At 49.6% G+C, this 14641-nt stretch carries 7 protein-coding genes and 1 rRNA gene; 7 read left to right on the forward strand and 1 reads right to left on the reverse strand.

Features of this window, described 5'->3' with window-relative positions; all coding sequences use genetic code 11:
• Nucleotides 1–7 precede the first annotated feature (7 nt).
• The 3 genes from DNH61_RS14370 to DNH61_RS14380 all read left to right on the forward strand — a co-directional run bounded on the left by DNH61_RS14370 (nt 8) and on the right by DNH61_RS14380 (nt 4412).
• Complete coding sequence (locus DNH61_RS14370) at nt 8–2005, forward strand: DUF4097 family beta strand repeat-containing protein (protein WP_111147327.1); 1998 nt, start codon at nt 8–10, stop codon at nt 2003–2005.
• Nucleotides 2006–2092: 87 nt separating this feature from the next.
• Nucleotides 2093–2515: a peroxide-responsive transcriptional repressor PerR gene (gene perR, locus DNH61_RS14375; protein ID WP_111147328.1), complete on the forward strand. Its 423-nt coding sequence runs from the start codon at nt 2093–2095 to the stop codon at nt 2513–2515.
• A 160-nt stretch (nt 2516–2675) separates the two neighbouring features.
• Nucleotides 2676–4412, forward strand: a complete 1737-nt coding sequence (locus DNH61_RS14380) for a glycosyl hydrolase family 18 protein (RefSeq protein ID WP_111147384.1) — start codon at nt 2676–2678, stop codon at nt 4410–4412.
• Nucleotides 4413–4518: 106 nt separating this feature from the next.
• Here DNH61_RS14380 and DNH61_RS14385 read toward each other — a convergent pair whose 3' ends face one another.
• Nucleotides 4519–4938 (reverse strand): YgzB family protein, encoded by a 420-nt coding sequence (locus DNH61_RS14385; RefSeq protein WP_111147329.1) that lies wholly within the window; start codon nt 4936–4938, stop codon nt 4519–4521.
• Between the two features lie 143 nt (nt 4939–5081).
• Between DNH61_RS14385 and DNH61_RS14390 the strand changes: the two genes are divergently transcribed.
• From DNH61_RS14390 to DNH61_RS14405, 4 genes are all read left to right on the forward strand, one after another.
• Nucleotides 5082–5966: a nucleotidyltransferase-like protein gene (locus DNH61_RS14390; protein ID WP_245948178.1), complete on the forward strand. Its 885-nt coding sequence runs from the start codon at nt 5082–5084 to the stop codon at nt 5964–5966.
• A 243-nt stretch (nt 5967–6209) separates the two neighbouring features.
• Entirely contained in the window at nt 6210–7145 is a 936-nt protein-coding gene (locus DNH61_RS14395) for a copper amine oxidase N-terminal domain-containing protein (protein WP_111147330.1), read from the forward strand.
• Between the two features lie 14 nt (nt 7146–7159).
• Nucleotides 7160–13957: a glycoside hydrolase family 78 protein gene (locus DNH61_RS14400; RefSeq protein WP_146241023.1), complete on the forward strand. Its 6798-nt coding sequence runs from the start codon at nt 7160–7162 to the stop codon at nt 13955–13957.
• A 352-nt stretch (nt 13958–14309) separates the two neighbouring features.
• A 16S ribosomal RNA gene (locus DNH61_RS14405) occupies nt 14310–14641 on the forward strand; the annotation flags it as partial.

The following is a 14641-nucleotide window of genomic DNA, read 5'->3' on the forward strand; positions in this document are numbered from 1 at the left end:
TAACGCTATGTCTGGCAAAAACCGTCTTACGGCGACGCTGCTCTCCTTCCTGATTCCGGGGGCAGGACAACTGTATATTGGACGCCTCGGTTCCGGTCTGGCGCTGCTTGTAGCCACCGTAATGGCGGTTGCTGCCATTGTGTTCTATGCGGGCACAGGCGGCGGGCGGCATGTACTGCTGATCGTCTATCTGGGCCTTGCGGTGCCGGTGCTGTATTTCCTGAGCGTATATTCCATCCTGCAGGCTACATCCGGATCAGCCGCTGAACCGCGCGAGGAACCCGCTGCCGGTTTAACACGTCTGCAGGGCTTTGGGCTGATCGCCGCTGGTGTGCTGCTGCTGATGTTCGTCCGCCCCGGTGAGACAGTCAGCGGCTGGCTGGCGGTTGCAGGGGATTACATGACTGGCGGCGGGTTGTTGTTGATCGGTGTACTGCTGGTGCTGCGAAGGGAGACTTATGGTATGTACAGGCTTGGAAGAGTGACAGCTGCTCTTATCATTATTACAGTGGGAACGCTGCTGCTGTGGGATCATATCGCGGAGCGCAACCATATCGCGCTGCTGGGCCAGTGGTGGCCGGTCGCTCTGATCGCGCTTGGCGTGGAGGTGGTCGTGGCGGCGTTGGGTATGCGTCAGAGCAGGAAAAGACTGGCGTTTGACATGGGCGGTATCCTGCTTGCCTTGGTCATCGCAGTCGCTGCGTATGGGATAACGCAGTTTTCGGGACTGCCGTTCAAATGGATTGATCAATGGAAGGCCGAGGTCGGCAGTCTGAGCGGCTATACTGAAGAGAAAGGACACCGTTATGAGAAAGACATCGTGACTGCACCTTGGGATGAATCTGTTGCTTCTGTCGTCATCAGCAACCCGAATGGGCAGGTGCTCGTCCGTGAAGGCGATGTGCAGGAGGTGCAGGTAAAGGCGACGGTCTGGGTCGATCTCGACAATGCTGGTGAAGCGGAACGTATTGCTGAGAAGTCGGTCGTGGAGATATCCGGTTCAGACAAGATGACCATTGAAGCCAAGGGGGAGCCTTATGGCGCGAATGGCGCCATGAAGCCGCGGATGAACCTGACCGTGACATTCCCGCGCATGCCTGATGAAGTGCTGGAAAGCCCTGAAGCAGTCGCTGGGGCGGAAGAAGCTGCGGGTACGGCTCCACCCCAGGAGAGTGAAGCGGGCAGCAACCTTCCTGCTGGTCAAGTGGAAGCAGCAGCTGAACCAGAGAATGGGCCGCAGCAGGAAGAGCAAACGGCTGCTGAAGGACAGGTTAACAGCGGCGGGAGTGGAAGTGCGGAGAATACGGCAAATACGGTGGAGGCGCCAACGGGGACAGAGTCCGGTCAGACGGGATCTGAGCCGCAAGTGCCAGAGGAAGAAGAGCCTTCCGGACTGCAGAAGATGTCCATCACCGTACTCAATGGACCTGTCGATGTCGCGGGCGTGCGTATTGCAGGCAAGCTGACGGTGGAGAATACGAACGGGGAGATTAAGGTCCAGGGAACAGGCGGTTCAGTCAAGGCTTCCACGAAGAATGGCGGCATCCAGCTGCAGGATATAGCCGGTGATGTTGAGGCATCAACATTTAACGGAAAGGTTGAAGCTGTCCGTGTTTACGGAGAAGTGGTGGTCAGTGTTACCAATGGCGGAGTTGCGCTTGAGGACATCTTGGGCAGAGTAGAGGCGGAGACGAAGAACGGGGAAATTCTTATTACGGAGGCGGCTTCTGCAGTTAATGCGGACACCTTGAACGGGCAAATTGTCATCAAGAGCTCAACCGTCGGGGGGAATTGGGATGCCGGCAGCGCCGTTGGCGAGATCGAGTTATACACCCCGGAGAACGGCAGCTATACCGTTCAGGGCTCCGTCACCTTCGGGTCGATTGAGACCGATCTTCCGCTTGAGATCAGCAAGAAGACTATTCAGGGCCAGATTGGCGACGGTGCACACCGCATCAACATTAACGCGAACAGCAGCATTAAGGTCTATAAATACCAGCCATGATGGTATGCTGCTCAATTGACAAAAATGAAAGATAGACCTTAAAATGATTTTATATTACTAATACTTCTAAAGAAAGGCGTGAGGGGAATGGGAACCAGCGTTGCTGCAGCACTGGAACAACTGAAATCGACTGGCGTCCGGATGACCCCGCAGCGTCATGCTATTCTGGCCTATCTCATGGATTCGATGACTCATCCGACAGCCGATGAAATTTACAAGGCGCTGTCGCCTCAATTTCCAAGCATGAGCGTCGCAACCATCTACAACAACCTGAGATTGTTCGTTGAGGCTGGTCTGGTGAGAGAACTTACCTATGGGGATTCTTCCAGCCGGTTCGATGCGGATTTATCGGATCATTATCATGCCATCTGCAAAAGCTGCGGATCAATCGTGGACTTTGAGTATCCGCCCCTGCTTGAGGTGGAACGTGCGGCATCTAAGGAAACAGGCTTTGTTGTGGAAGGGCACAGGATGGAAATTTACGGCGTGTGCGGCAGCTGCTTGAAGTAGCTACGGGTGTCCGGTAAATAATAGAACCAAACGGCCGGGCCGGTCGTCAACATACGTACAGAGGTGCGGGACAAGATGTGCCGCCGGCCGCTGTACGTTTTTATTTTTATAGATGAGGGCGAGCATCTGGGAGAGCGGGGAGGAACATTCATTGGAGACGATGCAGGCGCGCATGACCAAGCCGCCGCGCAGGAGAAGGGGAAATGGCTTTGTCCGTTTTGTGCTGACCGTTATGTTTATTGCAGCCGCTGTGGCGGCAGGCTACTGGATATGGCTGAATTACATTCCGAACACGGAAATGAAGGTGCCCGATTATCGTTATACGAATCCGGTGGTTTACCAAGGGGAGCTTATTGAAGGGCAGGCTATTGTCGATGGGGAGCAAATTAAGCTTCCGCTGGGGATGCTTCAGGAAGTCCTGGCAGATAAGCTGCCCGTCCGATATGAAGCAGACAGTGAATCGATCATCATGACAACAAAGGATAAAGTGCTGCATATGAAGACGGAGGCTCTGACGGCAACTCTCAATCAGAAGCCATTCGAGCTCGCATTTGCGGCGGAAAAGCAGGATGAACAGGTCTATGTCCCGCTGACTCCCGTGCAGGAGCTGTCGGGTCTTACGGCCGACCTGGCTGAAGTGACAGGGATCGTAACGCTGCTTATGCCGGGTCAGGCCATACAGAGAGGACAAGCGGTGCTCGATGATGTGACCGCAATCCGGGAAGAGCCGACGATTCGCGCACCCATCGTGGAGAAGGTCACAGGCGGCGATGGAGTGCGGATCTGGGGAGAAGCGGAAGGGTGGTACCGCGTGCAGGGACCGGAAGGACACTTGGGCTATGCCGATAAGTCGGATATTATTTTCACCGATATTGAAGAGGCCGAGGAGCCAAAACAAGAGGAGCCTTTTGTCGCTTGGAAGGTGCTTGGCGAGAAGATTAATCTGACGTGGGAAGCAGTCTACGCCCGGCAGCCGGATACCTCCAAGATTGCGGATATGCCAGGCGTCAACGTGGTAAGTCCGACCTGGATGGAGCTGGTTAAGGGTGACGGAACCATTCGGATGAAGGGTGACAAGAACTATGTAGCCTGGGCTCATAATCGCGGAATGCAGGTTTGGGGGCTGTTTGCCAACGGCTTTGACCCGGATCTGACGACGGAAGCTCTGCAGAGCTACACAACGAGGAGTAGTATGGCCAAGCAGCTTCTGTCGTATGCGAAGCTGTATAACCTGCAGGGCATCAACATTGACTTCGAGAACGTCTATACGAAGGACAAGGAGAATCTGGTCCAGTTCGTCCGTGAGTTTACACCGCTTGCTCATGAGCAGAATCTGGTTGTATCCATCGATGTGACCCCGAAGTCGAACAGTGAGATGTGGTCGGTCTTCCTGGACCGCGCGGCACTCGGCCAAACGGTGGACTTCATGATGCTGATGGCATATGACGAGCACTGGGGCTCCAGCCCGGTGGCAGGCTCGGTTGCTTCGCTTCCTTGGGTCGAGCGGTCCGTCACACGGATCCTGGAGGAGGATGGCGTGCCGCCGCGCAAGCTTCTGCTTGGTCTGCCGCTCTATACGCGGGTTTGGACAGAGACCAAGCAGAAGGACGGCACAGTGAAGGTCACTTCGAAGGCGATCGGCATGGAGGCGGCAGAAGAGCTGATCCGGGAGAAAAAGCTGAAGCCGGTATTTCAGCCGGAAACCGGGCAGAATTATGTCGAGTACAAGGAAGATGGCGCGTTGAACCGGATTTGGCTTGAGGATGAAACCTCTATGGCAGCCCGGATTGCGCTGGTCCGCAAGTATGACCTGGGCGGGGTGGCGAGCTGGCAGCGCAGCTTCCAGAAGCCCGCGATTTGGCCGGTGATCGAGGAAGGGCTAAATAAGCGGCCTTAAACCGCATAGATAGATACGTGCGTAGATATTCAAAAGAAGAAGCTTCCCGGCAGCTGCAGCTTGCGGGAAGCTTCTTCTTTTGGCTGGTATAAAAAAGCCGTGTGATTTAGCGGCCTGATGGTGATTGGGATGGAGGGTTAGCTGTATCAGTATCCACGATGCTGACGGGTGTTGGTGCTGCCGGGTCAGCGGGCATATCGGTGGCGGCCTTCGGATCGAGCGTCAGCATCGTTCTGCAGAACATGCAGCGGTCGGTCTTGCCGAGCATCTTGGTCTGCTTCCCGCATTCCGGACACTGCAGCATAATGGCGCTTGTTGAGAGCATGCCTGCCCAGAAGTAAATGCCAACACTGAGCAGCATGGCGATCATGCCGATTACCATGAAGACAGCAGCGAATATCTTGCCTGCTTGTCCGCCCCAGAACACGATGCCGGCGGTTCCCGCAATCATGAGGCCCATGCCAAGTAATGTAAAAACAAGTCCCCAGAGACGGAATTCATTGATTTTGGCCGATTTGAAAAACATTCAGTCTTCATCCTTCCATGAAAAAGAGCTGTGAGAGTCGTATCCGCTAGCAGGAAACGGCCTCCTGTTGTCGAACATTACTACATACCGCAGATATTTATTATAGCTTAAAGAGAGGCACTAAGCTATATGGGGGATTTGTGATGAAGATGACAAAGACACTTAGGATAGACAGACTCGTCGAGAAGGATGGATTGCTTGGACTGCTTGCAGTGGACAATCCGTTCTCGTATAACCCGCTAATTGACGGTATGGACCTGCTGCTGCTGGCTGTCAGAGATAATCTGCCGTATGATCAAGGAATTGAGCATGTCACGAGTGACGGTCAGCGAATCCAGATTCGTACCGTAGCGCCTGCTATTCTGGAATATTGGCTGACAGGTAATGAGAACCGTAATATAATACCATGGCTCTTGCGGGGTGAAATTTTGTTCGAACAGGGCGAATACATGTCGCACATGAAGCAGCGCTTGGCTGCATTTCCTGAAGAGCTGCGCAAGCAGAAGAAGCTTGCCGAGTTTTCTGCTTTTCTCCGGACTTATCTCCAGGCGAAGCAGAATCTGCAGGACGGGAATATCCTTGACGCGCACAGCAATATTCTGAACTCCCTGCATCACTGGGCGCATATTTCGCTCATTGAAGCGGGCGTGCATCCGGAAGTGACGGTGTGGGCGCAAATCCGGAAAATCAATCCAGGCATCTACAAGCTGTATGATGAATTGACCGTTAGTCCAGAAACGCTGGAGCAGCGTGTCCATCTCGTCCTGCTGGCCTGCGAATTTCAGGTGATGAGCAACATGAAGTCCTGCTGCAGCCTGCTGCTTGAAGTGATGGAGGGCCGCGAAGAACCGTGGAATGTGATGGATCTGTCCGAGCATCCCGGCCTGCAGGCGCTCAAGCTGGACTATGCGCTGCTGCTGCAAAAGCTGGTTAAGCGCGGTCTTATCCGCGAAGTGGCCGTCATCCCCGATTCGGGTGATACCGATTCAATCGAGCTTATGTATGCTCCTCTAGCACAGGAAGCCTAGATATAAATCTATCTATTGCGCATATCTGGGAATGGCTGTATAATCAATCCAGATGAATGAACGGTGGGAAGCACCCGCCCATGCATGTTTTTCGACATGCGAGGCGGGTGTTTTTTTGTGCGCTGGCGCTTATGAGACATCCCAATTGTCATGGAAAATTAACTGGCAGTATAGGAAAAAAGTACCGTATTATAGAAGAGATACAAAAATTTTGTCGACTATATCCGCAAAGGGGATTTTGTGATGAAGAACGCAAAGAAGCTAATGATGGGTTTGGCACTGGTTATGGGATTGAGCGCACTGGGGCAGCCGGCCACGGCAGCAACGGTGAAGATGAACTACAAGCTGTCGCTGGAAGTATTGATCGACGCCCGGAAGGTGACGTTTCCAGATCAGAAGCCAATCAACAAGAATGGCTCGGTTATGGTCCCGGTTCGGTTTGTGTCGGACAACCTTGGCGGAAAGCTTTCGCTTCAGGGGAAGGACATCACCATTGTAAAAGGAGACCGGACGGTTAAGCTGACGATCGGCGCAAGCACGGCAACCGTAAACGGCAAGCAGCTGAAGCTTGGACAGCCAGCATCTGCTGTTAACGGCAGGACGATGGTTCCGCTGCGCTTTATCTCGGAAGGGCTGGGCGTGAAGGTAGAGTGGGATTCGCTGAACCAGTTTGTGTGGATCGGCAGAAAGGATGTACCGAAGATTGGGGATGTGGTGAAAGCTCAGGATATCAAGCCTTTCCTGAAATACTTCAAGGGCAAACAAGGTGAGTTAGCTATATTGGATACTTACCTGGATCCATATGAAAAAGTGACCATTTTAAAAGAAAGGGATTTCCCAATAATCATTAATGAAATTACTTTTTATCGTATGGATAAAGCAATTCACCCGACAAAAGGTGAAGAATTTGTAAGGATATCAACATCAAGAAATGGATTAATGGGTATGCCCATTTATTTGCTTCAATTAAAAGAAGTAACAAAGATTAGAAGTGAATACCGAGTTGCACGGGAAGATAATAAAGGGGTTCGTGTAGAGTACTCAGGAATAATCAGTAACCTTGATTATCACCTCCAGGGAATAAAAAACTACGAAGATCTTAGGCTAAAAGAGATCGAGTATGTTGGTTTCCAAGAAGATTCAGAAACAGCAGTTTTAGTCGAAAACTACCTTAAATAAGGTGAGTGAACCCCGTGCCAAAAAGAAGAATATTATCGTTACTGATAATTCTGTCTTTAGTGTTACCTATCATTTCACCTTTTGCAGAATTAATATCGGTAGCAAGTGCTGCACCAGTTTTTAGCAATTCCCATGTTCAATTGTATAAAGATGATAAAGGTGATCCGCTTAAGCGTTACGCTGTGGGTTTTATGTCATATGAAATCTGGAAGGGATCCGGGGGTTGGAGTCCAAAATCTCCGAATGATTCTGTTAATACTGATGAGCTTACTTATAAATATAACTTCACTGCAGCGGGAAGAATCATTCAAGATGTTAAAGTAGTTAACTTTGACCCCAGTAACGATAAGCATATTGAATATTTTAATGGTTCTCGTAAAACCACTGAAAGTTTTACTACTTACCGGGCTCATCTTGGGTCAGTTACGGGGAGTCCGGTAGTTTCAGAAAAATCGAGTAATGGCACCACTGCCATCAATTTTAGGGTTGGTCTACCAGCGAAGCTAAATGCTCCTATTCCTTACGATGTTAGAAATAGCTCAATCGAAGGAGATCCGTGTCCGACTTGTAACCAAGATGTATTAGCTTGGCGTTACTACTTTCCGGTTCTATTCGAATTCACACTTGCCGGACAGATAAACAGCAAGCACTTCCTCCAGGACGAAACAAGCTTAAGCAGTGTATTTCCTAATAAGTCCGAACCTATGGTGGCTAAACAAAAGTACCCTGCTGACCCACCTGAACACACAGATTATGAGTATGTAGGCTATAAGAAGTCTACAACGGGTGAAGCTCCATCCGGAAGCATCATTCCAGGACTTCCGCCGAAGTTTGAATACTCAGGCAACTTCGATACCTATGCCGTTCACTATTACTATAAGAAGGTCGGCAAGGCCATCGTCAAGCATGTCACCAAAGATGGCAGAAGCTTATCGAATGTATTTCCGAATCAGGAGGTAGCGCTTGAGGTAGGACAGACCTATCCATTCACGCCACCTGACAATCCCAGCTACACCTTTGTTGGACACGTGAGATCCACAACTGGAACGGATCCTGGTTTCTCAGGAGGCAGTTACACATCCGGGACGTACAACGGCCTAATCAGTACCCCTTATACTGGCTCCTTCAAAACCTTGTACCTGTACCAGATTTATGAGCCGGCTGCAGGATCCGAATTAGGGACCCTAAAGATAAGGCATATGGTTCGGACAAGTTCTAATGGGATCTATCAGCTGCAGGCTGAAGAATCGCAATCCGTGCCGCTGAATGCTCCGTATCCCGTCCATGCAAATGGCAATTATGGAACGATCAACGGCAGCAATATCTCATACACCAGTTACTCAAATACGGTAGGTAGCGGAACGTCCGTTACGGCCAATTTAACTGCTTCCAAACGAACGGCATACATCACATTCTTCTACCAGAAGGCCAGCTCGTTCACCGCTAACTTCGATATCATCCCGAGCACGATTAACTACAGGGAACCATTCACGATCCGGCCAAAGGACTTTCAGCTGAATGGTTGTGAGTATATCGGCCACCGGTATAAAATCGAAAGAGGCGGCGTCTTTACAACTCCTTGGGAGAACAGCAAAACAGCCGACACATCGTACTCCTACAGCACATACCCTTGGGTCATTGGGGTCGGTGTACATAATGTCAGCATAAAAATCTTAACTAGCTGCGGGGAGTCAGACTGGCTGAACAACAAGCCGTTAACCGTAAAGACAGCTCCAACCAACAGGCCTCCGGAGTTTCAGTTAGCGTGGGTAAGGCCGGACAATCTAAGAACACCGGTAACCGAAGTAGTGGAAGGTACCAATATGCACCTAGTTGTAATCAATGATCCTTCAGTACCGACTCCACACGACCCAGACGGAGACGATCTTTATTTCTCGGCATGGCACTTTGACCAAGGAAACGATTGGGTGAAGACCATACCATCCAAAGCTACAGTTGCTGAATGGGGCACATACAATATCACGATGGACACGCCAGGCTATCATACCGTCTCTGCAACGATACGGGATGAATTCGGGGCATCAGCTACAGCTTCAGCCACCATCTATGTTCGATCCAAAGCGCCGGTACCTATCGCTGGATGTCCAGCCACAATTAAAGCAGGCCGGTACATAGATCCAAGTCTATTCGATTCCAGTCGAAGCTACAGCCCTGATTACGGAAAGACCATTGATCATTCCAGGGACGAGTGGACCAACAAGCAAACCGTGTATCAGAATGATACAACTAAAAACATTACAGTTCAGGTAACTTTGAATGTCTATGATAGTGTAGGCCGTAAATCAGAGTACCCGGATTACTGCTATATCACAGTCAAACCGGACCTGCCTCCGATCGCACAGCTTGAAGCACCAGCCGTAGCAATTCGTGATGACAATGCTCAAATTCTGAATAAGTCCTACAGTCCTGATGGCGATCCCATTATTAAATCCGACTATATGTATAAATATGATAGGAATAACAATGGTTTTGCCGATGACCAATGGGTTACAATACCAGGTGAGCTAACCAAACTATCCTTCAAACCCCAGAAGGTCGGTAAGTATCTCTTCTATGTGAAGGTTACGGAAGATGGCGGCAAGACAGCAGATACGATGTATGCCAGCGAAGTTAACCGCACGATGGATGTGGTGAACCAGGCACCTGAAGTGTCGTTTAGCATGGAAGGACTTAACCCGAATCCGGATCTTGATCCATACACGACCATAAAGCCTGCTGATATGATGAGCTGGCCGGTCTATGTGACCAACAGCAACAGCCAAGTCTTCAATAAATCAAACCTATGGACCGCGACAACAAACAACCTGGTAAGCGGTGAAGGCCGGAACTTCGGGCCACAGCAGCAGGACATCTATGATGTGGCAGCAGTTGGAGGAAATGGTCCCTTTACGCTGGCTTTTCCATTAACCAATAATGGATATGGCACGAATCGCTTATCGCCGTGGCGGTCAGTTGAGTCTATGACATCGGTTCAGTCAGAAAAGATGATTGACCCTACGACTAAATCTCCTTTGAGTTGGTACAGAGGCGAGTTAACCAAAATTCGCTCCAACAAGAAGCTCATCTTTTTTGAAAAGCCTAGTATGACTTATAATTCATCTGGTAAACCGGACCACAGAGACAAACTGTATGCGTTAAACCCGGCCAAGATGTCCGGTTTAAATGATGTTTTTGAACCTTACGCATCGTATATAAAGTATGACTACAAGAGCGGCCAGAGTCCGTATGAATTTATACACTACTGGCCAAACCAACGTCAAGTGACCCTGGCAGATGGTCGAACGGCTTACATGTCCTCTGAAAGAAATATTGTTAACTGGGAGCTTGTAAATGGTCGTTATCTCTTTGTGCAAGAGGCTTGGAGAGGTACGATACCCGGTCCGGAACCAAGCCAGACGTTTTATGAGTTTGCAGTATTGGACGCATTTACTGGTAAAAAGATTCGAAGTACATTTGATAAACCTGAAACCGTAACATTGGCTAATGCTTATTGGGCCTATAGGTTCAATCATACCAAAGGGGACATTGTGTCCATGTATTGGGTTGACGGTAATAACGGTACACAGCGTATTCATTGGGTAGATATGAATATGAATTTTGAAGTGGTACGGCACGTTATTTGGAATCGGCCTGCTCAAAAAGAAAATGTACATGCGTCTGCGTCCTACGTATTTAACGGCGGACAAAGCTACAATGTCGATGCGGAAGGAAACATTTATGCGTACCAGTACTATTCTAATGGTACTCATGAGCATGACGATCTGAATGTTACCAAATATAACGCTGATTATAGTCTTGCATGGCGGACCTATCTGAAGCCAGGAAAGCGCAGTGGCCCACTCCGGCGTAGTTTATTCTGGAGTAACATAGGGGCAACTGATACGGATGCTCAGGTAGCATTGGATGTAGGGTCTGGAACTGCATTAGCTAAGGTGTATTGGAACTATGTCCGGCCCGGAGATATTATGCCATCTCCAGGAGCTGAAGATGTCGTAGCATTGGATATGCGCACAGGAGCAATTAAGGAAATCAAGACAAATTATAATTCCCAAGATAATCTTGACCTCTACCATTATGGAGACAAAGCGCTTGATGGTGGACTAAAGTATACCATGCGTTGGAATGGTGAACGCTATCTCAGTGCTAATGGGACAACGACAATTGAAGGAAACCGCACTACATTTGATGATGGTTCTGCCGCGTGCGGGGGTTGGGATGTTAGGAGAGGAAGCCATTCTGTTTACTCGGGTAACAATCTTGTAGGAAACGCAGGCGCTCCTTGCAGTAATTTTACGATTTTTGGTGAGTATTTTGGTGATGGTGTCTATGTCACGATAGGGAAAGGCTATGAAAGCTTCCAAAACGATACTGCAGTTGTGCATATGGGCGTATCAGTTGGCCAGCCGAGTACTAAGGAAGCTGTCGTGAAGTCGTTTACAAACGGCCAGTTCTACTCCAATGTAAACTTGGACAATGCAGAAGTGCGCTATTCCATGAGCATGGAAGATGTAGACTATGACAAAGAATGGACCGGGTTCTCCTTCCGGATCCAGCCCAACAATCTGCTAAACCGGTATGCTGTTGAAACAAATGGCCAGACTGTTCGGCTTGTTAAGTACGTGAATGGACACAGGACGGATTTAGGATCGGCTAACTACCCGTTGGAAGATAAGAAGTCTTACTCCTTCCTGGTGAAGTTTGCAGGCCATAAGATCCTGGTGAAGCTTAATAACGTTCCATTATTTGAAGTGGAAGATTCCACTTACAGCAGCGGACGTTTCGGCTACTTTGCGGACAAGTCGTTCATGACGTACAGCAGCCTGCGGTACAAGCTCGTAACAGAAAATAATGATTGGTCTAACCAGTATGCCATTCTGAATGAAGATACGCTGAAGGCTGATGTGAAATACAACAATATCAGGTACGCGGATCCGGAGAATGATCCTGCAGCTGGTGGATTCGCCTGGAGCATCAGTCATGTCGTGCGGTTCATTAATAACCAGGACGTATCGAGACTGAATGGAAGGATCTTTAACGCAGAGCAGCTGGCCTTTGATGCGGTGGGTGATTACACGGTCAAGCTGAGAGCCAAGGATGATCCGCATCCAAATCATCGAATGCCGGACATGCTGTTTGACTCGTATCGAAAGAACTCCAATGAATTCATCCAGCGAATTACAGTCCACCGGCGGCCAATTGCACATTTTACATTGGCTCAGCAGCCGGACGGTAAAATCGCATGGACGGATTACAGCCGGGATCCGGACCGATATGAGAATGGCAGCCATTATTCGACCGAGAACACCGGCATTGATTATCGGGCAACAAAAGGCATAATGGAGAAGAAGTTCTATTATATTTCGCCAAGCGGTGATTACCAGGCAACCAAGCTGGCTTCTCCACAAGAGATCGGTACGTATGAGATCGGGATGGCTGTTCGTGATGAATATTCGGCATGGAGTAACTATTACGTTGTCACGTTTAACGTTGGTATGTTGGCAGCACCAAACAATCCGCCGGTACCGGGCTTTACAACAAGCCACATCAATACGTTTCGCGGCGTAGATATTACCTTTGACTCTCAAGCGTACGATATTGAGGACGGCGGCCGGGAGAACCTGGTACATCGGTATTATATCCGAGACGGATCGGGTGCTGAGGGCTTCCAGAACTCATCCCGGACTAACTGGGTCAAGTCGTTTAGCTCACTTGGGACCTTTACAATACGCCAAGTTGTTGAGGATTCAGAGGGCGCTACTGCAGAATTTAGCCGAACGATTACAATTCATAACCGGATACCTGGTGCGAATATCCGTGTGCCGGCCAGTGCGGATCAGAATAACCCTACGAAATTTATTGATCTAGATCTGCGACCGACGTTTGAATGGAGTTATTCGGATGCAGACAATGACAGCCAGAAGCAGTATCAGCTGCGAATTTACCGCTATGGAGGGGTTTTGCAGTTAGAATCTCCAATTATGAACGGGGCGGCTACGTCTTGGAAGGCCTCTGCAGCGTTACCTGAGCATGTACGAATGTATGTGCAGGTTCGCGTAAATGATGGCTACGACTGGGGAGAATGGAGTGCGCCCAAGTTCTTTTATATTGAGACGAACCGTCCGCCTGCTGCAGATTTTGACTGGGAACCTAAGCCGGTATATGAGGGGGATAGACTCCAGCTTATTAACAGGTCCACTGATCCAGACGGCGATGTCCTGACTTATCTGTGGCAGATCACCCGGCCCGATGGTACCCGGATAACATCTACGCTTAAGGATCCCTCGTTTGACAGAGTGTCTCCCGGAACCTATCATGTGAAGCTTACCTGCTCCGATGGGAAAGCCGAAGGATCGGCGGACAAACGAATTATCGTTTTTCCATTGACGATAACAGGAGATGTCCTGCATACGGACAAGTGGTACGACTATCATGAGAAAGCGGGCCATGAAGTGCTGAGCCATCCGAAGGATTTTTACGCAGGCGAGGAGTTAATACTAAGGGCAGCTACCTCTCCGGCTCCGGTTAAGGAGCTCACCGCAGAGCTGGACGCATTATCGCTGGATAACAAGAGGCTGCGGACACAGGTAATCCTTAATCAATCTACCGCTATACAGTTTACCGGGAAAATGTTTAATCCTTTATGGAGTTCGCTGGATAGTGGGCTGCCAAAAGGACAGCACACAGTTAAGTTCACGGTAATATACCAGAATGGTGTAGTAAAAACGGCGGAAGTGCCGTTACGAATACTGGGCAGTGTGTTTCAGGCCGTTCAGGTGCATAGAAGACAATAACTTGGTGAAAAGTAAGGGCTGGTCGACTATTGTGAAAAAAAGTCGGCACAGCCCTTGACTTTATATTTAGCTTTATGATAAATTAACTTTCGCCGCTTCTGAGGCACAGCAAGTTTGAGAACACGGCAATCGAGGTTGCTAACTTGCTTCTCAAAAAAATGCTTGCATTGAAGATAGGCGATATGATATATTATAAAAGTCGCCGCTGAAAAGACGGTCGACAAATAGACAAGATAACTTACAAGCTTGTCAATTATTGTTCTTTGAAAACTGAACAACGAGCGAACTGCCCTGTCATTCATTTAATGGGATGATGGATAAGCAATACAGAATGAGCAAGTTAGACTCAACTTTAATGGAGAGTTTGATCCTGGCTCAGGACGAACGCTGGCGGCGTGCCTAATACATGCAAGTCGAGCGGGTTTTCAAAGGTGCTTGCACCTTTGAAAACTAGCGGCGGACGGGTGAGTAACACGTAGGCAACCTGCCTGCAAGACTGGGATAACATCCGGAAACGGATGCTAATACCGGATACGCGGTTCCCCCGCATGAGGGAATCGGGAAAGACGGCGCAAGCTGTCACTTGCAGATGGGCCTGCGGCGCATTAGCTAGTTGGTGGGGTAACGGCCTACCAAGGCGACGATGCGTAGCCGACCTGAGAGGGTGATCGGCCACACTGGGAC

It is taken from the genome of Paenibacillus sambharensis, assembly GCF_003233845.1.
Lineage (GTDB): Bacteria > Bacillota > Bacilli > Paenibacillales > Paenibacillaceae > Paenibacillus_I > Paenibacillus_I sambharensis.